Annotated in this window: 19 protein-coding genes and 3 pseudogenes; 10 read left to right on the forward strand and 12 right to left on the reverse strand. The window is 48.8% G+C overall.

The genetic code is table 11. The features are described from left to right. Positions 1 to 132 precede the first annotated feature (132 nt). Entirely contained in the window at positions 133 to 858 is a 726-nt protein-coding gene (locus tag HUN05_03135) for a Crp/Fnr family transcriptional regulator (GenBank protein WDP87899.1), read from the forward strand. A gap of 149 nt (positions 859 to 1,007) precedes the next feature. Here the strand turns inward: HUN05_03135 and HUN05_03140 are convergent. From HUN05_03140 to HUN05_03150, 3 genes and pseudogenes are all read right to left on the reverse strand, one after another. Next, positions 1,008 to 1,721: pseudogene (locus HUN05_03140) on the reverse strand (IS6 family transposase). A gap of 72 nt (positions 1,722 to 1,793) precedes the next feature. Further along, a pseudogene (locus HUN05_03145) lies at positions 1,794 to 1,979 on the reverse strand (IS4 family transposase). A gap of 222 nt (positions 1,980 to 2,201) precedes the next feature. Continuing rightward, positions 2,202 to 2,795, reverse strand: a complete 594-nt coding sequence (locus tag HUN05_03150; protein WDP84278.1) for a hypothetical protein — start codon at positions 2,793 to 2,795, stop codon at positions 2,202 to 2,204. Between the two features lie 88 nt (positions 2,796 to 2,883). Between HUN05_03150 and HUN05_03155 the strand changes: the two are divergent. Beyond that, positions 2,884 to 3,138, forward strand: a pseudogene (locus tag HUN05_03155) (methyltetrahydrofolate cobalamin methyltransferase). 187 nt (positions 3,139 to 3,325) lie between these two features. Here HUN05_03155 and aroB read toward each other — a convergent pair. Further along, positions 3,326 to 4,372, reverse strand: coding sequence for a 3-dehydroquinate synthase (aroB, locus tag HUN05_03160; GenBank protein WDP87900.1), 1,047 nt, complete (start codon positions 4,370 to 4,372; stop codon positions 3,326 to 3,328). Further along, on the reverse strand, positions 4,369 to 5,379 hold the full coding sequence (aroF, locus tag HUN05_03165; protein WDP84279.1) for a 3-deoxy-7-phosphoheptulonate synthase: 1,011 nt from the start codon (positions 5,377 to 5,379) through the stop codon (positions 4,369 to 4,371). Before aroF ends, aroB begins: the two co-directional genes overlap by 4 nt. Positions 5,380 to 5,700: 321 nt before the next feature. Between aroF and HUN05_03170 the strand changes: the two genes are divergently transcribed. From HUN05_03170 to minE, 5 genes are all read left to right on the forward strand, one after another. Continuing rightward, a complete protein-coding gene (locus HUN05_03170; GenBank protein WDP84280.1) occupies positions 5,701 to 6,351 on the forward strand; it encodes a response regulator transcription factor in 651 nt (216 codons plus the stop codon). 26 nt (positions 6,352 to 6,377) lie between these two features. Continuing rightward, a complete protein-coding gene (locus HUN05_03175) occupies positions 6,378 to 7,523 on the forward strand; it encodes a response regulator (GenBank protein WDP84281.1) in 1,146 nt (381 codons plus the stop codon). 126 nt (positions 7,524 to 7,649) lie between these two features. Then, positions 7,650 to 8,345, forward strand: a complete 696-nt coding sequence (locus HUN05_03180; protein ID WDP84282.1) for a septum site-determining protein MinC — start codon at positions 7,650 to 7,652, stop codon at positions 8,343 to 8,345. Between the two features lie 39 nt (positions 8,346 to 8,384). Further along, the gene (gene minD / locus HUN05_03185; GenBank protein WDP84283.1) at positions 8,385 to 9,182 is read left to right on the forward strand and encodes a septum site-determining protein MinD; all 798 of its coding nucleotides are present in this window, start codon (positions 8,385 to 8,387) and stop codon (positions 9,180 to 9,182) included. Positions 9,183 to 9,192: 10 nt separating this feature from the next. Further along, entirely contained in the window at positions 9,193 to 9,459 is a 267-nt protein-coding gene (gene minE / locus HUN05_03190) for a cell division topological specificity factor MinE (protein WDP84284.1), read from the forward strand. Positions 9,460 to 9,580: 121 nt separating this feature from the next. Here the strand turns inward: minE and HUN05_03195 are convergent, their stop codons facing one another. The 3 genes from HUN05_03195 to HUN05_03205 all read right to left on the reverse strand — a co-directional run bounded on the left by HUN05_03195 (position 9,581) and on the right by HUN05_03205 (position 13,186). Further along, a complete protein-coding gene (locus HUN05_03195; protein ID WDP84285.1) occupies positions 9,581 to 10,030 on the reverse strand; it encodes a YaiI/YqxD family protein in 450 nt (149 codons plus the stop codon). A 73-nt stretch (positions 10,031 to 10,103) separates the two neighbouring features. Further along, on the reverse strand, positions 10,104 to 11,891 hold the full coding sequence (aspS, locus tag HUN05_03200; protein WDP84286.1) for an aspartate--tRNA ligase: 1,788 nt from the start codon (positions 11,889 to 11,891) through the stop codon (positions 10,104 to 10,106). Positions 11,892 to 11,893: 2 nt separating this feature from the next. After that, positions 11,894 to 13,186 (reverse strand): histidine--tRNA ligase, encoded by a 1,293-nt coding sequence (locus HUN05_03205; protein WDP84287.1) that lies wholly within the window; start codon positions 13,184 to 13,186, stop codon positions 11,894 to 11,896. A 268-nt stretch (positions 13,187 to 13,454) separates the two neighbouring features. Here HUN05_03205 and HUN05_03210 point away from each other — a divergent pair, with 268 nt between their 5' ends. Beyond that, positions 13,455 to 15,179: a GAF domain-containing protein gene (locus HUN05_03210; GenBank protein WDP84288.1), complete on the forward strand. Its 1,725-nt coding sequence runs from the start codon at positions 13,455 to 13,457 to the stop codon at positions 15,177 to 15,179. A gap of 208 nt (positions 15,180 to 15,387) precedes the next feature. On the opposite strand, the gene hisD is transcribed toward HUN05_03210, so the two are convergent. The 4 genes from hisD to HUN05_03230 all read right to left on the reverse strand — a co-directional run bounded on the left by hisD (position 15,388) and on the right by HUN05_03230 (position 21,153). Next, complete coding sequence (hisD, locus tag HUN05_03215) at positions 15,388 to 16,683, reverse strand: histidinol dehydrogenase (protein ID WDP87901.1); 1,296 nt, start codon at positions 16,681 to 16,683, stop codon at positions 15,388 to 15,390. 307 nt (positions 16,684 to 16,990) lie between these two features. After that, complete coding sequence (locus HUN05_03220; protein WDP84289.1) at positions 16,991 to 18,718, reverse strand: aldehyde ferredoxin oxidoreductase; 1,728 nt, start codon at positions 18,716 to 18,718, stop codon at positions 16,991 to 16,993. A gap of 44 nt (positions 18,719 to 18,762) precedes the next feature. After that, positions 18,763 to 19,932 (reverse strand): RtcB family protein, encoded by a 1,170-nt coding sequence (locus tag HUN05_03225; GenBank protein ID WDP84290.1) that lies wholly within the window; start codon positions 19,930 to 19,932, stop codon positions 18,763 to 18,765. Between the two features lie 297 nt (positions 19,933 to 20,229). Continuing rightward, a complete protein-coding gene (locus tag HUN05_03230) occupies positions 20,230 to 21,153 on the reverse strand; it encodes a glycyl-radical enzyme activating protein (protein ID WDP84291.1) in 924 nt (307 codons plus the stop codon). 340 nt (positions 21,154 to 21,493) lie between these two features. Between HUN05_03230 and HUN05_03235 the strand changes: the two genes are divergently transcribed. Together HUN05_03235 and HUN05_03240 are read left to right on the forward strand one after the other, a co-directional pair. After that, complete coding sequence (locus HUN05_03235) at positions 21,494 to 22,144, forward strand: TetR/AcrR family transcriptional regulator (protein ID WDP84292.1); 651 nt, start codon at positions 21,494 to 21,496, stop codon at positions 22,142 to 22,144. A 15-nt stretch (positions 22,145 to 22,159) separates the two neighbouring features. Then, the gene (locus HUN05_03240; protein ID WDP84293.1) at positions 22,160 to 24,712 is read left to right on the forward strand and encodes an SCP2 sterol-binding domain-containing protein; all 2,553 of its coding nucleotides are present in this window, start codon (positions 22,160 to 22,162) and stop codon (positions 24,710 to 24,712) included. Positions 24,713 to 24,740 lie beyond the last annotated feature (28 nt).

A 24,740-nucleotide genomic window follows, 5' to 3' on the forward strand; every position in this document is an offset into this window, starting at 1 on the left:
AACAATTCGCCTTTACATCCTGGCATGAACTTACTATAGGAAAAGACAAAAAACCTTGACCTGGATCAAGACGGATAAAAAAACTTATTTTTTTTATTGAGCGATAAAATTACGAACTGAAAGGTATATCCTATCACTAAACTATTGAAATCCATACCCCTTTTTTCAGGATTGTCTTCTGATCAGCTTGAAAAAATAACCGGCCTGGCCAAAGAAAAGAACTTTTCCAAGGGAGAATTTATTTTCCAGGAAGGGGAAAAAGGAGACGGGTTTTATATTGTGGCCAAGGGCAAAATAAAGGTGTTCAAAATCTCCTTTGAAGGAAAGGAACAGATCCTCCATATTTACGGCCCCGGGCACACATTCGGCGAAGTGCCGGTATTTGAAGGTAAAAACTTTCCCGCCTCGTCAATGGCCATTGAACCGAGCCTTATTTTATTTCTGCCCAGAAATTTATTTGTCAAACTGATCACCGACTCCCCTGCCCTTGCCATGGGCATGCTGGCCGATCTTTCCAAGCGGCTGCGGGCCTTTACCGTCCAGATCGAAAATTTAAGCCTCAAAGAGGTACCGGCACGGCTTGCCGCCTATATCATCACCCTGGCCCGGGAAACCGCTTCAGACTTGGGGCAGGACAACACAAGCCAAACCTTTGACGATACCACCGCCCTGCCCGGCAAAGTCACCCTGCCGATTTCCAAGGCCCAGCTGGCCAACCTCATCGGCACCACCCCGGAAACCATCTCCAGAATACTTAAAAAAATGGCCGATGCCGGCTTGATCATTGTTCAGAATAAAGACATCCTGATCCTGGATATGGACGGGTTGAGCGAACTCTCTGATCTGGGGCGGCTATAGCATTGATGAACCCGTAAAAAGTCCAACCGACGGCTAAGTAAAAATCTTCGCCTCCAAGGCATGGGGTTTGGTCAGGGGTGAAGGCATACATAATAGGGTTCTGTTGCAAAAAATATTTCCAGGACAAAGAGATCGTTCAGGCGTAAAATTTACGCAGCATAAGAAAACAGATTTTCGACGAATTCTTTCTGCTTTAAAATTTCTCCCTTCCTAATATTTTTAACTTGTCCTTTTCTGATCATGTTCATAATTTCATAGCCTTTTAGCGTCCGCCAGGCAGAATGAAATGTCTTGAACCCCATACCAGCTCTGACAAGCTTTTTGATAAACCGGTGGTCTTGCTCAATAATATTGTTCAGATATTTATTCTGTCTTAGGATACAGTCCTTATTCAGAAGCTTTTTTTTCTTTCAAAGCCTTTACTGCCGGAGGATATGCAGGATTTCCGTCAACACTCAGAACCCGAGGTCTGGAGCTATTGGAAGCTCGCAGCATCTTTTTAAAAAATCGTTTGGCAGATTCCATATTACGTCTGCTGCGAAGAAGAAAATCGATGGTATTTCCACGGGAATCGACCGCTCGGTAAAGATACTTCATTTTTTCCCCCGCACCTTGATATATGTTTCATCAATACGGTAAGAATCATTTGATTGCCGCAGATACTTCCTGCTTCGCTTTTCCATTTCAGGAGCATAGCGCTGAACCCATCGGTAAATGGTACTGTGATCCACAGACAAGCCCCGTTCTTGCATCATCTCTTCCAGATTCCTGTAACTCAGTTGATATCTCAGATACCAGCGAACATTCAACAGGATGATTTCTTTTTCATAATGACGCCACTTGAAAGGGTTTTCATTTTTCATACTATCTCTCTGCAAACAAATTAGTGCCAAAACGGACTTGTATCAGACATTAATAATTTTTTGCAACAAAACCGACTTGTGCTCCTGAAGATGGAAATAAACCAAAGCATTTATCTGGTCTTCGAATGTCATTTTTAAAGGGCGGTCTCCTCGAGATTGTAATTCCGGTGCTTTTAAAAGTAACTTTATCAGAGGGCACCTGAAATTGTCAAAGTTCAGGGACCGTAGTTGTTTTTTAGGGACTGAGATGTGCGTCATTTGAGCTCCTTGAGTTAAATTTTCAAGGCGCACAAAAATTTTTACGCACATTTGTCAACACAAAACAGACTGTTTTTTCAATGATTTTAGATGCTTTTTATATGCAACAACCTAACCGGACACTACTGACAAAATCTATAACGCGTTTGCGTAAATCTGATGAATATCTCATGGGGAAAATATAAGTTGTATAAATCCTTGTTCAAGTAATTGTTTGCTCTGCTATATGATATCCCGCTGGACCTTTTCATATTCCTCGTCTTCCACGCAGCCGTCAGGGAAGCGGCTTTTCAGGTTCACATAGATGAAGAGCAGGCGCTGGGGCAGGGCCTTGGACTCTTTGAAAATCGGTTTCCGGGTCCAGGTGATGCCTTCGGTTTCTTTCATGGCCTCGGGCATGAAATCAAAGTCGTCGGGCAGATCATTGGGATCCGCCGTGGTCAGGGTGGTGAGTCCGGCTTCGGTCAGGGCATCATAGGGGTCAAAGTGGGAGCCGTCAGGCACGGAGCCGTGGTCGGCGGCCACAATGGTGAAGACGTCGTCCCCAAGAACATCCATGATGGTCCCCAGGGTCTGGTCAGCTCCCATGTAAACGGCCTTGTGGAGTTCCTTGGCTTCTTCGTGGCGTTCCGGGCTGTCTGCCAGTTCCGGATCCAGCTGGGTGATCAGGTAATGGTAGATAAAGTCCGTGGGATGGGTGTGTAGATAGAACACATCCCATTCATTTTCCATAAGCAGGGTCACGGCGGCATGGTTCAGCCATTTGTTGTGCATCTCGATGAGTTCTTTGAACATGGGTTCGTCAAACCATTCCATGGATCTATGCTGGAATCCGCCCATGATCGTGGGGGTGGATTCCACTTCCATGAGCTTGGCAGCCTTTTCAGGAGGATGGCACCAGAGTTCCATTAAGGAAAAATTCCCGGAGGTCCACATTACCGGCGGACTGTCCAATATCTCCTACGGCCTTCCCCAGCGCCATATCATCAACCGGACCTTTGTGACGCTGATGATGGCTGCGGGCATGGATTCAGCCATTATTGATCCGCTGGACAAAAAGATTATGGCCACAATTCGTACCGCAGACATGCTTTTGGGTCATGACCAATTTTGTATGGAATACCTCAAGGGCGTTCGTTCTGGTGCTATTGAAAGTTAAAAAATTACCCCTGTTAGATCCCCCTGCTTCTAATCCTTGAGGCAGGGGTTTTTGAACCCTATCGGAAATTGAATTTACCCCCCACAATCGGGCGACGATTTGTTATTTTTGATCCAATTTTCAGGCCATAACATATGCAGGGATAGTGGACGGGACTATAATCAACCGTATTGGAGATTCAACCCTCTTATTCGGGGTGACAGAGTTCGTCCCGGATAAAGGCGTTCATCTCATTAAAATTGATTTTGTCCACCCGGGCCTTTCCCAAGGCCTGGAGAAAGACAAAAAAGAGGTCTTCCCCCTGCTTTTTTTTGTCCCTTGAGGCGGCCTGGATAATTTTTTGACTTGAAAACGAGTGATTCACCGGGAGTTTCAGGCCCAGGAGCAACTCTTTTATCCGGTCCACCTCCTGGGGAAGGATATAGCCTTTTTGCTGTGAAAATTTGGATGCAGCCACCATGCCCATGGAAACCGCCCGCCCGTGGCCGGACTGGTCCAGTTTTTCCATGGCATGGCCGATGGTGTGGCCGAAGTTGAGCTTTCGCCGTTCTCCGGCTTCGTGTTCATCCTTTTGCACCACCCTGGATTTGATATCCACAGAGTCGGCCACCAGGCGGAAAATAACGTCCCGGTCCAGATCCAGGGCCTTTTGCTGGTTGGCCTCGATAAATTCCAAAAGTTTGATATCTTTTATCAGCCCGTGTTTAACCGCTTCAGCCAGGCCGTTGGAAATTTCAGATTTTGGCAGGGTGGCCAAAAGGTCAATATCGCAGATCACAAACTCAGGCTGGTTAAACAGCCCCACCATATTTTTAAAGGCATCCAGGTTTACCCCGTTTTTTCCCCCCACACTGGCGTCCACCTGGGAGAGTAAAGAGGTGGAGACAAAGCCGAACTTTACCCCGCGCAGGAATATGGATGCGGCAAATCCTGTGATATCGCTGACAATCCCTCCCCCGATGCCAAGGATAAAGCTTGACCTGTCACAGCCCAGACGAACCAATTCCCTTAAAATGTACTCAATCGTGGCCAGGGTTTTAATTTTTTCTCCGGTGCCAATGGTGATCACAGGGCCTTTGGGAAATCGGCGGTTGTAAATTCTGAAAATATTTTCATCGGTGATGATTACCGGCGTATTTCCAGAGGGAATATACGCCGGTACCCGGGAGAGGGATTCCCCAACATGGATTCGGGAGAGGCCAAGTCGGCCCTGGACTTTGAATGTTTTCATCAGGCGTCCTTGACGATTTTATGGATGGCGTTCATTTTTTCCATGACCTGGGCAAACTGGTCGGGAAACAGGGACTGGGCACCGTCGCTCAGGGCTTCTGCCGGGTTGTTGTGAACCTCTATCATTGCTCCGTCCGCGCCCAGAGCCGCAGAGGCATATGCCAGGGGCACCACCTGGTCCCTTACTCCTGCGGCATGGCTGGGGTCGACAATAATGGGCAAATGGCTTTCTTTTTTGGCTGCAGGCACCACGGAAAGGTCTAGGGTGTTTCTGGAGTGGCGGACAAATGTTCTGACGCCTCGTTCGCAGAGGATTACATTGGTGTTTCCCTCTTCCATGATGTATTCGGCGGCCATGAGCCATTCTTGCAGCATGGCGGACATGCCCCGTTTCAGAATCACGGGTCGCTTGGATCTTCCGGCACGTCTGAGCAGGGAAAAGTTCTGCATGTTTCGGGTGCCGATCTGAACCACATCTGCATAGGCTTCCACAAGGTCGAAGTTTTCAACATCCATCACCTCTGTGACCACGGGCAGGCCGGTTTCCTTCCTGACTTTTGCCAGAAGTTTTAACCCCTCTTCCCCAAGGCCCTGGAATGAGTAGGGGGAGGTTCTGGGCTTGAATGCCCCGCCCCTGAATAATAGTGCGCCTGCCTGTTTAACGGAAAGGGCAATGGACAATACCTGGTTTTCAGTTTCAACGGCACAGGGACCGGCAATTATAGGAAAACTGCCGTCTCCGAAAACGGCATCCCCAACCTTTACATGGGTGTTCTCCTGCTGGAACTCCCGGCTGACAAGTTTATAGGATTTTGTCACCGGAATGACCTCCTTTACACCGTTAAGCCCAAGGAAATGGGCAGCATCCACAGAGCCTTTGTTGTGAAGGACACCAATGGATACCCTGTCTCCTCCTGGTATGGGCCGGGCTTCGTAACCTCTTTTTTCAACGGCTTTAACAACAGCCTGAATTTGTGAGTCTGTTGAGCCTTTTTCCATTACAATTAACATGTTTTTCCTCCGATTGGGTTTTATCAGTATTCATGGGTTTGGGCAATAAAAAAGGCTGCAGCACCTGCTGCAGCCTGTATCCGTTTTTTCGGGATGATCTCAAACCCAGGTCACAGGTGCAGGCAAAGGCCTTGCCACCGGCACCAGAACACCTCTCCTTTAAGGGAGATATTAAAAAACGAGTTTGTTTCTGTATATAAGAACAACATAATGTCCCTTTTACAAGGAGTTTCTGGTACTTGTCAAGGAAAATTCAAAATTTATATTTGATTTTCGTCTGTCTTCAAGATAGACTCTGACAAAATTTACAAATAGGAGCCTATGTCGTTAAAAGTCATTATAGCAGATGATCATGCCATTATCCGGGAGGGCCTTAAAAGCCTGCTGGAAAAAAAAGGAATCATGGTCATGGATATTGCCAAAAACGGAAGGGAGGCCGTTGAAAAGGCCATTGCCCTCAAGCCGGATATTATGATGATGGATATCTCCATGCCTGATTTGAACGGGATGGAGGCCACTGCCAGAATCCGCCAGGAGGTTCCCCATACCCGGGTGATTGCCCTTTCCATGCATTCGAGCAAAAGCATCATTGACAAGATGTTTGCCTCGGGTGCCTCGGGCTATATTTTAAAGGCCTCTGCCTTTGAGGAAATTTATGATGCCATCCAGGAGGTCATCCAGGGCCAGTTTTACCTGACCCCGTCCATTGCCCGGATGTATGTGGATGAGCATGGCCAGAAATGCCGCGACGGGCAGGCGCTTCCTAAGTTTAACAAAATATCAAAAAAAGAGCGGGAAATTCTTCAATTGGTGGCTGAAGGTAAAAAAACGAGGGATATTGCCCAAAAGCTTGGGGTAAGCGTAAAAACGGTTGAAACCCATAGGCGAAACATAATGAAAAAACTCAATATTTTTTCAGTGGCCGGTTTGACCAAGTTTGCCATCCAGGAAGGGATTATATCTCTGGAATAAATGTTGTAAAAACCCAGGCAGGATAAATGGAATATATTAAAGTCAAGGATGAGTCGAGCGATGCCGTAGAGGCTTTGGCAAATGGAATTGCCCATGACGTAAACAATCTGCTGGCGGCCATCAAGGGGCATGCCTCCCTGATGATGAGCAGTGTGAATTCTTCAGATCCATTGTACGGGCATATCACGGAAATACTGTCATGTATTGACAAAGGGTCTGAAATTGCAAATCAGCTGTTGGGGTTTGCCCAGGTGGATGCCTTTTACAGTACAAGTATTGATGCCAACCGCCTGGTCCGTTCTGCCGTGGAAAATCTGGATCTTAAAGGCAAACGGATTATCCTTGATGTGGATTTGGCGGCCACCCCCCTGGTCATCAACGGAGATTCCGACAAGATTCATCAGGTGGTTTCAACCATTGTGGAAAATGCGCTCCAGGCCATGCCCAATGGGGGCAAATTATCCGTGCTCACGGAGTCCGCAGCCATTATGAATGGAACGGCAGAGGCCTATGGGCTGGAAACCGGGTTTTTCTGCAAGATTACCATCACAGACACAGGGGTCGGCATGGACAATGCCACCCTGGGCAAAATTTTTAAACCCTTTTATTCTGCAAACCATAAAGAGTTTCCGGACAGAAAGGGCCTGGGCCTGACCTTTGCAAAAAAGATTGTCCAAAACCATAGCGGGGTGATTGACGTCTGGAGTTCTTCCAATGTGGGCTCTTCCTTTTCCATTATTCTGCCCCTGGCCGAACCCGTTGAAAACCAAAACCTGCCTTCGGCCCAGGAAAAACTGGTGCTGGGCAATGAATCCATTCTTCTGGTGGATGATGAACAGCGGATCCTCACCGTTGGCAGAGAAATTTGTAAGGCCTTGGGTTACAAGGTGATCACGACAGATTCAGGGAAAGAAGCCTTAAAAATCTATGCTGAAAAACAAGATCATATCAATATTGTTGTCCTGGATATGATCATGCCCGAGATGAACGGGCTTGAGACCTTTATTGCCTTGAAAAAAATGAATCCCGATATTAAGGTGCTCTTGTCCACAGGCTATGCCATTGATCAAAAGGCACAGGAAATGTTGCGCCAGGGGTGCAAAGGGTATATTCTCAAACCCTATTCCGTGATTGATTTTTCACATAAAATCAGGGAGATACTTGAATTATAGTTCCGGTGTTACCCCGGGCATTTTCCCTCTGTCAGGGCCAGGGAAAGGATCATGTCTTGACACGGTTTTATTGATTTCCTATAGTCCCTTGAATCGCTTAACAATTGAATATTTTTATGGAACTCAATGATAAATTTTGACAATGCCGCACCTGTAAAGCTCAAGGGGGCAGGCGGGGGATTTTGGATTACCCTTGACCCTTCCCATCCGGAATCTGTTCTGATTGCTGAAATTGATAAACTGATCCGGAAATTGAAACACCTGGCAGTCAATGCCGACATCACCCTTGATGTGGGGGATGCCAGAGGACAGGAAGATCTTATTTTAAAGGTAAAATCCCACCTGGAGACAACCTTTGACCTGGGCAGGATTTCAACCTCTCCCCAAAAAAGATCCATTCCCACCGAACGAATCCGCCAGCGGGACCTGTCCAAGGGATGGAACCACCATAAGAGCGATGTCCTCATGCTCCGGGGCCGGGTTCGTTCAGGCCAGAAAATACATGCAAAAAAGCATTTGGTGATTACAGGGGATGTAAATCCCGGGGCAGAGCTCCTTGCCGGCGGGGACGTCATTGTTTTGGGCCGCCTTTCAGGGAAAGTCCATGCAGGATATCCGGACCGGGAAGATGCCATTGTGTTTTCCCTGGCCTTCGATCCCAGCTATGTCAAAATCGGCCAAATTGCAGCCGCAGGCAGTGAGGATGACGACGGGCAGGAGACAAGGCCTGAATTTGCCGCTGTGGAAAACAGAGCTATTGTTGTCAAAGACTATATGAAGGCAAGCCCGTTCCGACGGCTGCCCTGGCCCGAAGCCATTTAATTGGTATTGTAAATATATTAACATGAATTGAGGTGTGAATTGGAAGGAAAAATCATTGTCGTAACATCAGGAAAGGGAGGTGTTGGAAAAACAACAGCAACCTCGTCCATTGGTGCGGCCCTGGCCCTTGAAGGCAATAGGGTGGCCATTGTTGACATGGATATCGGCCTGAGAAATCTTGATGTGGTCATGGGGTTGGAAAACCGGATTGTCTTTAATATTGTGGATGTGGTTCAGGGCCGGTGCAAAATTGACCAGGCCGCCATCCGGGACAGGCGGATTGATAACCTTTTTCTGATTCCTGCCTCCCAGAGTGACAACAAAGATGTGCTGACCACTGCCGGAGTTGAGCGGGTGACCAAGAAGCTGAAAAAGAAGTTTGATTATGTGATCATGGATTCTCCTGCCGGCATAGAACAAGGATTTCAAAACTCCATTGTCGGGGCCACTGAGGCCCTGGTGGTCTGTACTCCGGATGTTTCGGCCATCAGGGATGCCGACCGGGTCATCGGCCTGCTCTATTCAAGATCCCTGGAACCCAAGCTTATTGTCAATCGTATTGAACCCTCCCGGGTGGCCCGGGGGGAAATGCTCAGCCACGAAGATGTCATGGAAGTTTTGTCCATTGAACTGGCAGGGCTTGTGCCCATGGATGACAAGGTGTTGATTTCCTCTAACACGGGCACCCCTCTGGTGCTTCAGAATGATTCCGGGGCTGGCCAGGCATTCCGTCGAATCGCCAAGCGGCTTAACGGAGAAAAAGATCTGCCCATTGAAATGCCTTCCCACAAAACCAGCATGTGGACCAAAATCAGCAAAACTTTTGGGTTAAAATAAGGAGAGTCGAATGCTAAAAGGATTGTTGAGACGGTTTACCGGACAAAAAAACTCAAAAGATGAGGCCAAAAAAAGGCTTCAGTTTTCCTTGATCTACGATAAATTAGAGGTCAATGACACCACTTTGACCAACCTTCAAAGTGATATTGTGAATGTTATCTCAAAATATTTTGAAATTGATAAAGATGCCCTGGAACTAAAAGTCAGGCGGGATGATGATGTCTCTGCCCTGGTTTTTAACACCCCCATCCTTCATGTGAAGCGCAAAGGTGCATAAACCCAACTAGAAAAAGAGCTTGTTCTTTTATGATTATCTCAAGTGCCCGGATCCTTGGATCCGGGTTTTGTATTTTTTGCTCTGTCTTGAGAAATACAAAAAAGATGACCGTACCTGGGGCTTAATATCCCCTGGCAGATAAGAATTTATGGATGGCGTTGGCAAAGTTCTGGCAGTCCTTTGGACCCATGGGTGTCGGACCTGAGGTCTCTATTCCGCTTGAACGAAGATTTTGTTTAATTTCCCTGACATAGAGACAGGACTTGATGGTCTCCTGGGTGTAAAATTTGCCCCTGGGATTCAAGGCCTGACCGTTTTTGGCAAGGACATCTGCTGCCAGGGGGATATCGCTGGTGATGACCAGGTCGGAAGGGGTCATCAATTTTAAAAATTCATTGTCCGCAATATCAAATCCTGCCCCCACAACAAGGGTGTTGATGAACGGGGAGCGCGGAGCCTTTAACGGCTGGTTGGCCACCAGGGTGACCTGGATTTTTGTCCGCTGTGCTGTCCTGTACAGCAGGTCTTTAATTTTTACAGGACATGCATCTGCGTCTTCCCATATTTTCATCGGCTGCCTCTAATAAAAAAAACGCGCCCGGCAAAGGGGCCGGGCGCGTTGAATTCCTATTGTTCCGGGATCTTTATTCCACGGGCTTGACCACTTTGATGGCCAGTTCCTGGAGCTGGGCTGACCCTGCTTTTGACGGGGCTTGGGTCATCATGCAGGTGGCCTTCTGGGTCTTGGGAAAGGCAATGACGTTTCTGATGGAGTCTTCCTTGCACAAGAGCATGACCAGACGGTCCAGGCCGAATGCAATGCCGCCGTGGGGGGGCGCACCCGAGGCGAGTGCCTCCAGGAGGAAGCCAAATTTTTCATTGGCCTCTTTTTCCTCAATGCCCAGGCAGTTCAGCACTTTTGCCTGGAGATCGGTATCATGGATACGAATACTGCCGCCGCCGATTTCAATGCCGTTGAGCACCAGGTCATAGGCCCTGGAATTCACCTCAAGGGGATGGGTTTCAAGCTTGTCCAAATCGGATTCCAGAGGGGCGGTAAAGGGATGGTGAAGGGACTGGTACCGCTTTTCGGTTTCATCATATTCAAACATGGGAAAGTGGGTGACCCAGGTGAACTGATACTCATTTTCATCAATAAGCCCAAGGCGGCGGGCCAGTTCGTTTCTCAGCTGTCCAAGGGCCTCGTTGGTGATTTTTGGCTGGTCTGCCACAAAAAACACAATATCCCCGGGTTCAAGATCCAGGCGCTGGCGCAACTGCTCTTTTTCGTCGTCTGAGAAAAATTTGGCAATGGGAGACTGCCACTGGTCTTCCTTGATCTTGATCCAGGCCAGGCCTTTGGCTTTGTAAACGGCTGTAAAATCGGTGAGTTCGTCGATTTGCTTTCTGGAAAAATCAGCACAGCCCTTGGTATTGATGGCCTTGACCAGTCCACCGTTTTTAACCACAGAGGCAAAGACTTTAAAGTCTGCCTTTTCAACAATGTCCGAGACATTGGTCAGTTCCAGGCCAAACCTTAAATCCGGACGGTCCAGGCCGAATCTTTCCATGGCCTCGGCATAGGTCAGGCTGGGAAAGGGTTCGGTAAAATCCATGTCCAGTACGGTTTTGAAAATGGTTTTGATCAGGCCTTCGGCAATGTCCATGATCTGGGTTTCATTGACAAAGGAAAGCTCCATATCGATCTGGGTGAACTCCGGCTGGCGGTCGGCCCGAAGATCCTCATCCCTGAAACATTTGACAATCTGGTAGTACCGGTCAAATCCTGAAATCATGAGCAGCTGTTTAAATAGCTGGGGAGACTGGGGCAGGGCATAGAACTCTCCCTGGTTGACCCTCGAGGGAACCAGATAGTCCCTTGCGCCTTCGGGCGTGCTTTTGGTGAGAAAGGGGGTTTCAATGTCCACAAAATTATTGGCGTCTAGATAGTTTCTCACGGCCATGGTGGCTTTGTGGCGGGCCAATAGATTGTTTTTCAGCTGGTTCCGTCTCAGGTCCAGGTACCTGTACTGGAGGCGGATGGATTCAGAGGCTTCTGCCCGGTCTTCAATCTGGAAGGCAGGTGTTTTGGCCCTGGAGAAAATTTTAAGCTCTTCCACCAGGATCTCAATGGCCCCTGTGGTCATGTTGGGATTGACCATGTCATCGGGTCTGGGGGCCACCTTTCCCCGGATGCCCAGTACATATTCATTCCTGAGTTCCTGGGCTTTTTTATGGACAGTTTTGTTCACCACCGGGTTAAATACAATCTGGGTAATGCCTTCTCTGTCCCGAAGGTCTACAAAAATGACCCCGCCATGGTCCCTGCGGTGGTGGACCCATCCCATGAGCACCACTTCCTGGTCAACGTGGGCGGTCCCTAAATCGATACAGGTGTGTGTGCGTTTCATATCTCCAAGTAAATCAGTCACGTTTATTTCCTCGATCCATTATTGGTTTTTATTCCGTTATTTTTGTTGCAAATCTTTATCAGGTCCGGCACCAGGGTTTCCATGGAAATGGGGGTCTGTTCCTTGGTCTCCATATTTCTTAAAACCGCGGTTTGTTCCGCCAGTTCATTGTCTCCGACAATGAGAACAAAGGAGGTCTTGAGCTTGTTAGCCCGCTTCATCAGGGCTTTCATGCTTTTTTTCCTGAAATCCGTATCTGTTTTCATGCCCTGGCGGTTCAGGTCACAGGACCAGTGAAAGCTTTTTTCAATGGCAGCCTCTCCCAGGGGAAGAATAAAGAGGTCCAGCCCGGTGTCTTCGGGCTGAATTTTGAGCTGTTCCATGACTTCCACCAGTCGGTCAAATCCTATGGCAAAGCCGATGGCCGGGGTGGCAGGACCGCCCAGTTCCTCGACGAGCCGGTCATACCGGCCCCCGCCTGCAACGGCGGACTGGGCCCCCAGGGCATTGGTCTGGATTTCCCAGGCGGTCCGGGTATAATAGTCCAGGCCCCTGACCAGGGTTTTGTCCACCTGAAATTCAACCCCTTGGGTTTCCAGGGCTGATCTTACCTTTGTAAAATGATCCTCGCATTCAGGGCAGAGATGGTCCACTGTTGCCGGTGCTCCATTCAGTGCCTCTCTGCAGGTTTCCACCTTGCAGTCCAGAATCCGTAGTGGATTTTTTTCCATCCGCCGTTTGCAGTTGTCGCAGAGGGCTTCTTTGTTTTCGCCGAGAAAATCCATGAGCGCCTGTTGAAATTTGGGCCTGCAATCCGGGCAGCCCAGGCTGTTTATATGGGCGGAAAGTCCTGTGAGTCCCAGGCGCTGGAACAAGGTGTTGAGCAGAAGGATAAGCTCACTGTCAATATAGGGGGATTCAATGCCGAAGACTTCGGCGTCAATCTGATAAAATTGGCGGTACCTTCCCTTTTGGGGCCGTTCCCGTCTGAACATGGGGCCGGTGAGGTAAAATTTTCTCACAGGATCCGTGGCATAGAGTTTATGCTGGATATAGGCTCGGCAAATGGAAGCGGTGGCTTCGGGCCTCAGGGTCAGCTTGTCCCCTTTCCGGTCCTCAAAGGTGTACATTTCTTTTTCAACGATATCTGTGGCTTCCCCGATGCTTCTGGCAAAGAGCTGTGTCTTTTCCAGAACCGGTATCCGAATTTCTCTATATCCAAAGGATTCAAACAGGTCGGCTGCCTCTTTTTCAACCCTCTGCCACAGGGAAATATTTTCCGGTAATATATCTCTAAACCCGCGTATGGTCTGCATTCTCTTTGTCTTTACTCGCTTAAGGTTATGGTCAAAAATTTATACAAACGATATATATAGATTAAAATCAGCGTGTTAGTCAATATCTAATCCTCTGGAGAGGGGGTAAGCCGTTGATTTTTATTGCATTCTTTTTTTTTAAGAAATTAAGTATATAAAAAAAATTTTTTTTGATAAGATACTATCTTCCGAAAAAATGGCAAAATTAATAATGGGTTAAATTATTGAAATGCCACTAAAAAGCAACGTGTTGGACAGGTGATTAATCATGAGCGAGAAACCCAGTTACAAAGCGCTTGAGCAGCAGATTAAACGACTTGAGCAGGCTGTTTCCAGAACACGGCGGGCCGAGATGGTCAATAAAACGCTGTTTCACATTGCCTCTGCACTCAATACCAGCGACACCCTCCAGGATTTGTACGTTTCCATCCACAAACATCTTTCCTCTCTCATGGACATGACCAATTTTTTTATTGCGGTTTTTTACCATGAGAAAAATGCCATTCAATATGTATTTCGCAGGGATGAGGCTGCTGACTTTTCTCCTAAATGGATTTATAATTTCAATGAAAATTTATCCCTGACAGGAGAGGTGATTTTAAAGAAAAAACCGCTTCTTCTGGATGAGCAGCAGTTGAGCGAGCTTGCCGCCAAAGGCCAGGTCCTGGGCCGCCTGCCCAAAAATTGGCTGGGCATCCCCCTGATGATTCAAGGGGATGTGCTGGGTGTGATGGCCGTGAAAAGCTATACCAATCCCATCAAGTATAACCAGGACCATGTGGAGCTTCTCAGCTTTGTCTCTGAAACCATTGCCGTTGCCATTGAAAAAAAGCGGGCTGAAAAGGAATTGATGCAGACCCGCAAACGACTGGTCCGGTCCCAGAAGCTTGAGGCCATAGGCACTTTGGCAGGCGGTATTGCCCATGATTTTAACAACACCCTCTCCATTACCCTGGGCAATATCAACCTGGCCCAGATGATTGTCACCAGTGATCCGGTAAAGGAATATCTGGCCGATGCAGAGCAGTCCATTCTCCAGGCCAAGGAGCTGGCCTCCAAATTTGTTGTGTTTTCCAAGGGCGGCGGGGTGCGGATCAAATCCCATATTGATACCCATGGGTTTTTAAATGATGCCCTGACCCCCATGGAAAAAGAAGATGCCATTAAGTGCGATCTTAAGATTCTGGACCTGCCGCCCGTGATGGAAGCGGACAAGGAGCTTCTCCAGGAAGCGTTGAAAAATATTGTGATCAACGGGGCTGAAGCCATGGGCATGGCAGAAAAAGTCCGGGTGGAGGCAAAAGTTCATCCGGACAAGCAGGGCATGATCATGATTTCAGTGATTGATCATGGCCGGGGGATTTCACAAAAAGATATTGAAAAGGTGTTTGATCCTTATTTTTCTACAAAACCCATGGGCAATAACAAGGGAACCGGACTGGGCCTTTCCATTGCCTGGGCCATTGTAAAAAACCACCAGGGCACCATCCGAATTGAATCCAGCCTGGGTCAGGGCACCCGGGTGGACATGATTTTACCGGTTTTTCAAAAGGGAAATCCCAAGGGCCAGGCCCCTAAATCTGTCCACCAGGACAAGGCGCCCCCAAAGTATGCCCAGACCAGAAAACCCCTGGTATTGTTCATGGATGACGACACCATGATTCTTGAAATCACAAAGAAAATTCTGGAGCGGCTCGGGTATGAGCCTGTGATTGCCAGGACCGGAGAAGAAGCGGTTGAAAAATACCGGTCTTCCCTGATTAAAGGCAAAATTATCGGAAAGGTGATTTTGGACCTGGAGGTCAAGCGCGGCATGGGCGGGGTTGAAACCATGGAAAAATTGTTGACCCTGAACCCCGGGATTAAGGGGATTGTGGCTTCCGGATACTCCAATGATCCCACCATGGAAAATTGTTCGTACTTTGGATTTTCAGCGGCCCTGTCAAAACCCTTTTCCATTGATACCCTGAAAAGGGCCCTTGACGATCTTTAGTTTGGGTCTAACCCGAATATTTCATAACCAGAAGGTCAGAAACTGACAATTTGGGGCAACTGGATATTAATATCTTTAAATCCAGCAAGGTATAATTTTTTGCCCAGCCAATTCCAAGGGTGCAAATTGTCACCCTTCGGGCGAACCGATTTTACTTCATCTGCGGCGTTGCAGACCGTTCACAGTCTTTTAATCCATTGATCCGGGATTATTTTCTGACCTTTACCGAGTTGGCATGGGCGTCGAGGCCCTCGGTCATGGCCAGGGTGATCACATCATCGGCCTCCTGCTTAAAGGCGGTTGACGAATAATGGATCAGGCTGGTTTTTTTGGTAAAGTTTTCCACGCCCAGGGCAGATGAAAATCTTGCCGTTCCAGCCGTGGGCAGCACATGGTTGGGGCCTGCAATATAATCCCCCATGGGCTCCGGGGTATAGGGCCCCACAAAAAGCGCACCTGCATTGTGAATCTGATCGATATAATCAAATGGGGCCTCCACCAGGAGTTCCAGATGTTCAGGTGCCAGGCGGTTGGACAGTTCGATGGCGGTTTTAATATCCGGCACCACCAGGATGGATCCGAAATCCTCAATGGATTTTTTGGCGATCTCTTTTCTTGACAGTTTTTCGATCTGGGTCTTTAGGGCAGCAATGGTCTGTTCTGCAAATCTTCTTGAATCCGTGACCAAAATGGCCGAGGCCAGCACATCATGCTCTGCCTGGGAGAGCAGGTCTGCCGCGGCAAATTCAGGGTTTGCCCCCTTGTCGGCAATGATCAGGATTTCACTGGGGCCTGCAATCATGTCAATTCCCACACTGCCGGAAACGATTTTTTTGGCCAGGGTCACATAAATATTGCCGGGTCCCACAATAACATCCACCTTTGGCACCTGCTCGGTCCCATAGGCCAGGGCGCCAATGGCCCAGGCAGACCCTGCCTTGAACACAGAGGTGATTCCCACCTTTTTTGCTGCCGCCAGAATATGGGGATTGATCCGGCCGTCCGCCATGGGCGGGGTCAAAAGGTTGATGGACTCAACCCCTGCGGTCCGGGCGGGAATTCCTCCCATGAGAACGGAGGAGACCAGAGGGGTTTTTCCGCCCTTGGCCCCCGGGGCATAGATTCCTGCCGCCTGGACCGGGCGTACCATCTGCCCCACCATCACCCCGTTTCTCGGGGTATCTATCCATGAGTTTTCCTTTTGCCGGGTGTGAAAGGATGTCAGCTGTTCAACAGACCGGTCCAGGGCCTTTAGAAATTCGGGAGAGATCCGGTCCAGGGCCTCATCAAATTCCCGGTCCGTAACCTTGAGGGTCTCAAGGGTGACGGCAGGGGAGTCAAACTTATTGGTGTATTCAACCAGGGCCTGATCCCCTCTTTTTTTTACATCATCCAGATAGGCCTGGACATTGTCATGGTCTTGTTTGGAAAAGCCCAACCCTCTGTCAATGGTGTCCTTAACTCTTTTTTCAGCGTCCTCGGACGGGTAGTTAAATATTTTCATGGCAATCTGTTTTTGTATTTTTATCATCATTGGATCTCCCTTAAGGCATACCATAGGGATGCCCCGGCAAGTTGGCAACCTTATATTTATAACAAAATTTGTCCGGGAAGAACAATTGAAACTTTTTAAGGGCCTATAAATGATTTAATCAGAGGGTCCTGGCGGGTTTGTACGGATTGAAAAAAAGGCGGGGCAGAAGAGAGGGGTTGATCTTGTTTTTTGTTGATAAACGAAAAAAAGAAATCAGAAAGGGCATTTGAAAAGACCGGCAGGGGAGAGTTAAAATCGCTTTCCCCTGCCGGTGTTGTTAGAACTCCAGGGTTTTCTGGAGGTCTTCGTTGCTAAAATCCCAGGTGGTTTTATGGGGGGGGAACTCTTCTAAGAACATTTCAGGGAGCTGGTCATCCACAGGGGTAAACCCGGCTCTTTTGTTGAATTCCTTTTCATTCCTGAGAACGGATTTCCCCAGCTCAAGAATATCCTCCGGGGTCAGTTCAAGTCCGAACTGGGCATTGATCATCTTGGCAATGGTGGGCAGCCCGTCTTCATTGTCCAGGACGGCAAAGGCCACAAAGAGGCAGAGGCCTGCCGCATCAATGGCCGCGGTGGCGATCTGGAGCCCCTGGGAAAGTTCCATGTTCCCCTCTTTTTTGGTGGGGTCAATGGATCCGCCAACGGCCAGGATATTGGCAGTCACCCCGTAGCCGGCAGTATGGTCGGCTCCCATGGGGGTGGTGGCATAGGTAACGCCCACGCCCTTGCAGGAGCGGGGATCATAGGCGGGCAGGGCCTGTTTTTTGACCACGGGCACCCGGTCAACGCCCAGGGCTTCTCCGGTAAAAAAGGCCCCGTTTCCGATGATTTTGCCTTCGGAGCTGTATTCACCCACCTTGGAAAGCAGAGCAATGGCGGCAGGACCGTCACCCCAGGGGATCATTCCCCCTTCCATGGCAACGCCCAGGGCCACACCCATGTCGATGGTGTCCAGGCCGTAATCATCGCAGATGCGGTCCAGCATGGCAATTTCGTCCAGGTTCTTAATGGTGGTGTGGGCGCCGAATGCCCAGATGGTTTCATACTCAAACCCTGAGGTCAGGTAATTGTTGTCCTTGTCATGGTAGACATTGGAACATTTGATCACGCAACCCGGGTGACAGCCCTCTGTGGTGATGCCGCCCCTTTTTTCAATGTTTTCAGCCATGGTTTCCCCGGAAATCGCCTGGGCATCTTCAAACCGGCCGGACCTGAAATTCTGGGTGGGCATGGCCCCGGCTTCGTTGACGACATTGACCAAAACGGCAGTGCCCAAGGCTGGCAGGCCTTCCCCGGTTACCGGGTGGCTGCGGAGCATTTCCATCCACCGCTTGTTGGCGGCCTTAAAGGCTTCGGGGTCCTTGATCTCCAGGCGTTCAGCCCCTTTATCATTAACCACAATGGCCTTGATTTTTTTTGACCCCATGACAGCGCCCAAACCGCCCCGGCCATGAGCCCGTCCAGGTCTGCCGTTCATATCAGCCTGCTGGATGGAGGCGGCCTTGAGGCATTGTTCTCCTGCCTGGCCAATGGACAGAACCCCTCTGTTTTTCCCATATTGGGTCCAGAGGGATTCCATGACCTCATAGTTGCCTTTTTTAACCAAATCATCGGCAGGCAGGATTTCTACCCCGTCATTGTTGATGACGATCATGGAGTATTGGTCATCCTGGGGTTTGTCTTCAAGAACAATGGCGGTAATGCCCAGCTTGGCCAGTTTCTGGGAGACCAGGCCGCCGGCATTGCTCTCTTTGATACCGCCGGTAAGGGGAGACTTTGCGCCGGCGGAAAGCCGTCCTGAATTTGTTGCAGGAGAGCCTGACATGATGCCCGGAGCAAAGATCAGTTTGTTGTTTTTTCCTAAAGGGTGGCAGGTGGCAGGCACTTCGTCCAGAATCATTTTGGATGTCAGCGCCCTTCCCCCGAGACCTGCATAGGCCTCCGGGGTTTCTTCAAAGGTAAAGGTTTTTTCCTTTGTATTAATTCTCAATAACTTCCCCATAATATATCCTCCTTGGCAAAAGTTGATTAAACTTAAGGGGTGGTTTAACGAAATTTTTTTGGCTTTTTTAATGCCATTTTAACCAATTTCGGCTCAAATTTGGCTAATATCTCAACAAGACCCTTTTGCTGGGACATAACACGGCCGATATTTTTATATGCCATGGGAATCTCGTCAAGTCCAGCAGAAATCAATCTAACCTGATTTTTTTCAAGAATATTCTGTAAATCCTTAAATGTGAATTTTTTAAGGGCAGCGGTTCTGCTCATGAGACGGCCGGCCCCGTGGGCTGCTGAGCTGATGGCCTCTTCATTGCCCTTGCCCCGGACAATAAAGCAGGGATCTGTCATGGTTCCGGGAATAATGCCCAAAAGACCCTTATGGGCCGGGATGGCCCCTTTGCGGTGGACAATGACATTTGTCGGGCCTATTTTTTCCTTAAAGGCGAAATTATGATGATTTTCCACGCTTGCCAGGGGACTTAGGCCCAGGGCCTTGAAAATGGAGTCGTGTATGATGTCATGGTTGGCCGCAGCATAGGCGCCCATAAGGGTCATGGCCTTAAAATAGGATTGGCCCTCTTCTCTGTCCATGGAGAGCCAGGCCAGGTGTCTGAGGTGGGCGGGCAGTTCCGGATGAAGGGACTGGGCCAGGTTTGAATAATGTTTGGCAATCTTTGCCCCTGTCCCACGGCTGCCCGAGTGGGTGAGCAGGCCGATGTAAGCGCCCGGCGTGAGTCCAAGCACAGGTTTGTCCAGGGTCAGGTTTCCGAATTCGGCAAAGTGGTTGCCACCCCCGCTGGTGCCCAGTTGTTTCCAGGCCCTGTCCTTTAAAACAGCCACCTGGTGACAGAAAGTCCAGTCCCTGTCCATGACCTTGTGGCTTTTGGGATGCTTAAAATATTGGCCCGTTCCAAACCGGGTATGGGTTTCCAGGACTTTTTTCAGCTCTTCTCTGAGAGGGGCGAACCCGTTAAAGGGGATCGGAAGAACAGAGAGCCTGACCCGGCAGGCAATATCCACGCCCATGGCATAGGGGATCACCGCATTGTCGGCCGCCAGGACCCCGCCGATGGGCAGTCCGTACCCCTTGTGGGCATCAGGCATGAGGGCCCCTTTGACCGAAACGGGCAGGGACATGGCGTTTTCCATTTGTTCAACGGCTGCCGGATCCAGATCCTGTCCAAACATGATGTATTTGTTTTTTTTGACCATAATTTTGCAAGGGTTTGTTTTTGCCGGTTTCAAGGTTGTGCCCCATGGCTTGAGTCTATCAAATACCGGCCTCATGATAAAGGCAAGCTATCATCATTTTTTGGCATTTAGGGTCAGGGTCGTTTCTTTTATTGTTGATTTGCCGGTATGAATTTGATCCCCTATTCATGGGGCTGTTTTATTGCCAAAATACCCGGCAGGATAAGGGCCCGGGTATTTGGGGAGATTTTTTTTACCCGCCATGGCCTTTGCCACAGCAAATTTCATACTTGAACGGCTCTGGATGATTCGTACATGTTAAGGTTCAAGGCCAATCCCTTGGTCCGTAAAAAATTTTTCGCAGGCCTTGACCTGCGGGTCCGGCATCCATTCTCCCAGGGACTCCGCCTGGGTTGCAACAGGTGCCATGCCGATTTTTTTAATCTTTTCCTGCCACAGGGGGTGGTATGGCAGCAGCTGGGTTTTTTTTACATTCTCCTGAATATAAAATTCAGCAATGGCCTTTAGATTCTCCTGGGTGTCGGTGATATTGGGGATCAATGGGGTTCTGGGCAGGATCTTTACCCCGCCGTCCAGATATTGCCGATGAAGATGTTTAAAATTTTTTAAAATAGTTGTGTTGGAAATGCCGCAATATTTTTTATGGGCATGGCTGTCCAGAATTTTGATGTCAAAATAGATCAAATCCACATGGGGGTAGACCAGATCCATAAAGGCCCTGTAATTAAACTGCCCGCAGGTCTCAATGAGGATGTGAATCCCTTGTTCCTTTAGTCGTTTTGCAGCCCCGCCCAAATATTCCATCCAGAGAGTGGGTTCTCCCCCGGAAAAGGTTACCCCGCCCTTTGAGGTATCAAAAAACGGTTTGTCCCTGATCACCTGTTCCTCCATGCTGGAAACGTCCATGGGCCGGCCGATACGCTCCAGGGCCCCGGACGGGCAATGGTCCACACAGTCAAAACACAGGTTGCATACACTGCGGTCAATGAACAGGGGATTTTCTCTGGAAAGGGCCTGCCGGGTGCAGGTGTCGATGCAGGTGTTGCATCCCACACAGGTTTTTGATTCAAAGGCAATCTCAACCCCGGGGTTTTTGCTTTCCGGGTTATGGCACCAGACACAGTCCAGGGGACAGCCCTTAAGAAAGATAACGGTGCGGATACCCGGGCCGTCATCAAGGGAGTTGCCCTTTAGTTCAAGGATAAGTGGGGCGTTTTTCATCTTCTGTATTCTGTCCTTTCTATCAATTTAAATGGCATCTTTTTGTTCAGGTTCGCTCAATAGGTAGTTTACCCTGGAATACCCGCCAAAAGAGGTCGGTGATTTTCCAGGCCGGGCGTTAACCCCTTTGATCTGGATATTCAGGTTAATTTCATCCCCATCTATGGCTGCCCCCTAAGGATTGACAATTAATAGAACAGCGTTTCATTAATTGTCAACCTTTTGTCATAAAAGCCTGATCAATTGAAATCAGGCGCTATAATAATCAGAAAACAATCGTTGACAGGTAGATTTAACGCTGTTAAATAAATGATAATAATTTTTCGATGACGGAGAGGTCATGCCCAGAATCACCAGAAATCCGGAAGAGATAGAAAAGACCAAAAATAAAATTTTGGATGCTGCGCTTGCCATCCTCTTTGAAGAGGGATTTGACGATTTGAGCATGCGCAAACTCGGTCGGAAGCTGGGTATGACAGCCCCCAATATCTACAATTATTATTCCAGCAAGGATGAGTTATACCTTGTCATCCAAACCATCGGGTTTGAACGCATCTGCCAACGATTTGAAAAAATTACATCAATGCACACCCTTCCCATCCACCAGTTTTCCGCCCTGGTGGATGCCTACCTGGCATTTGGCATGTCCAATCCTGATTATTACAGCATTATGTTCAGCAGGAATACACCCAAATACACCGATTATATCGGAACCAAGCTTGAACCCATTGCCTTTAAAGAAAAAAAAGCAGCACTTAAAGTGGCGGATCTCGTCACCTCAGTCATCCGACGCCTGGCCCGGGAAAACAGCCGGATTCAAGAACAGGATGCGGCCTACCATACCATTCAAGTCTGGACCAGCCTCCATGGCATTGTATCCCTTTATTATACCCGGGTCCTTCAGGAGCTGGACGAGAATGTGGAAATGACCATCAACAGGCTCAAATCAGATATGGTCCAATCCTTTGGTCCTGAAAAAACAGTTACTTAACACAGGGGTAAAAAAATGAACTTAAAAAACCTTGCCACCCTTTCGTTTTTAGCACCGCCCAAACCCGAGGTTAAGGATAAAACCATTTTAAACACCTTTACCCATGTTGCCTTGCGATTGATGGCCCTTCAGTTCAACCTGAGACCCGCCTTAAAAAACAAACTCAAGCACACCGCCATGATTGATTTGTCTCCAAACGGGAAAGAGAACACGACCGGCAAGGGCCGATTTGAGAGGCTGAACTTTACCGTGGGCATTAAGACCCAAACCAACTCTGTGCGCCAATATATCCGGTTTCAGGAGGGCAAGGTCACGGTCCTTGGCAAAGCGCCTGAACAGGTAAATGTCACCCTTACGGCATCAGATGACAAGGCCTTAAAGCAGCTGGCCCTCACCCCCCCAAGCGACATGCTCAACCTTATCTTAAAAAACAGGATCACCCTTGAGGGGAACCTTGCCTATCTCCAGCTGTTTAACTATTGCATCTCCCTTGTCATGGGTCGGTTCCATGAAAAAATGGCCCGAAGAACCCTGAGAGCTGAAAAAAAAGTCAGGCAGAAAAATGCCCCTCCCAGCAACCCGGAGTTTGCAAAGGAACTGGCCCTTAGAAAAAATTACAGGATTCAAGGGACAAAAGGTCTGGATTCCGGGGTAAAATACCTGGATGATCCTTTTCTGCCTGAGTTGAGCCTGGACGATTTTCCCCGGCTGTCCACCTTTTTTAAAACCCACCTTGATACGGTACCCGAAGTTGATCCGGAGCGGATCAGTTTGCTCACCCAATGGTACCGGGCCAACGGCTGGGAAAAGGATGCACAGGGAAACCCGTGGTTCCCGGAGTATCGAAATGCCCTGGCCTTTAAGCATCTTATGACCTGTAAACAGCCCATTATAAGGGAAAACGATTTGATTGCCGGAACCACAGGATCCAAGGAGATCTCCACCCATGTCTTTGGTGATGGCCAGGGCACCCTTTTCTGGGGGGAGCTTGATTCTGTCAACAAAAGAACCTTAAGTCCCTATACCTGCACCCGTAAAACAGCAGATATTCTTCACAGAGAAATTTTCCCCTTTTGGGCGGACAAGACGTTTAGGGAACATGTGCGGCTGACCAAAGATACCCCCTTGTGCCAGAAAATCGATGAGCGGTGGGTGGCCTATTATGTGTGGAAATCCACGGGCATTTCCCATACCATTCCCAATTTTGAGCGCCTGTTGACAAGAGGGTGTGCCGGTATCAAAGAGGATATAAGAAAAAGGTCCCAGGATGAGTTTTTATCCAAAGAAGAGACAGACACCTTAAAATCCATGACCCTTGTTCTGGAAGGGGTTGAGATCTATGCAGACCATTTGGCCCGGGAGGCTGCAAAACGGGCCTCTGCCCAGCAAGACGCCCAGCGAAAAAAAGAGCTTGAGGCCCTGGTCCGGATCTGCAGCAGGGTGCCAAGGGAGCCTGCCACCAGCCTTGCAGAGGCGTTCAATGCCATCAATATCATCTGGACCGCCCTGCACAATGAAAATTCAGACACAGGGCTGTCTTTGGGCCGGCTTGATCAACTGCTCCAGCTCTATTTTGAAAGGGACATTGAAAAATGCAGTTCAGATGAAGAAAGACAGGCGTATATCAAATCTGCGGTGGAGCTTGCCGGCTGTTTTGTCATGCGCCTTACCGACCATGTGCCCATGCTTCCGGACATTGCCAATTATCTTTTTGGCGGGGCAACCTCCACCCAGGCCATCACCCTTGGCGGGGTGACAAAAGAGGGAGAGGACGGGGTCAACGATATGACCTATGTTTTTCTTAAAACCGCGGAAATGCTTGTGGTCAGGGATGCCAATTTTAACTGCCGATATAACAGCGACAAAAACAGTGATAATTACCTCAAGCGGCTGTGCGAGGTCAATATCATTGCCCAGGCCACCCCCATCATGCACAGTGACCAGGCCATGTTCAAGGCCTTGGGCCAGCATGGATATCCCCTGGAAGATATCCGGGACTGGGCAGCCACAGGATGTGTGGAGCCCACGATCCAGGGCAAACATAACAGCCACACCGCCTCGATCCTGCTCAACATGGTGGCATCCATGGAAATGGCATTAAACAACGGGTTTCATCCCCTCATGGGGTTTTCTGCCGGGCCTGAAACCGGGCAGATAGAAAAGGGTGATTTCAAACGTTTTCAGGATTTTTTTGATGCCTGGGAAATACAGCAGAAATTTATCATTGACCAGGCCTGCACCCTGAACAATTACCTGGGAGAGGCCCATGGGAAGATTCGCCCCACCCCTCTTTTATCCGTACTTCAGGACGGCACCATTGAAAGCGCCAAAGACGTGCTCAAGGGCGGGGCAATCTACAATAGTTCAGGCACCTCAAATATCGGCCTGGCAGATGTCATTGACTCGCTTCTGGTGATCAAACAACTGGTTTTTGATGAGAAAAAAATCAGCTTTCAAAAATTAAAACAAGCCATTGATGCTGATTTTGAGGGATTTGACTGGATTCATGCCATGGTGAGCAACAAGGTGCCCCAGTTCAGAGGGCGTTCAAAATTCTGTGTCAGTTGAATGAAAGCTGATATACTCAGCTAAATAA

This window comes from Desulfobacter sp. (assembly GCA_028768545.1).
GTDB lineage: Bacteria > Desulfobacterota > Desulfobacteria > Desulfobacterales > Desulfobacteraceae > Desulfobacter.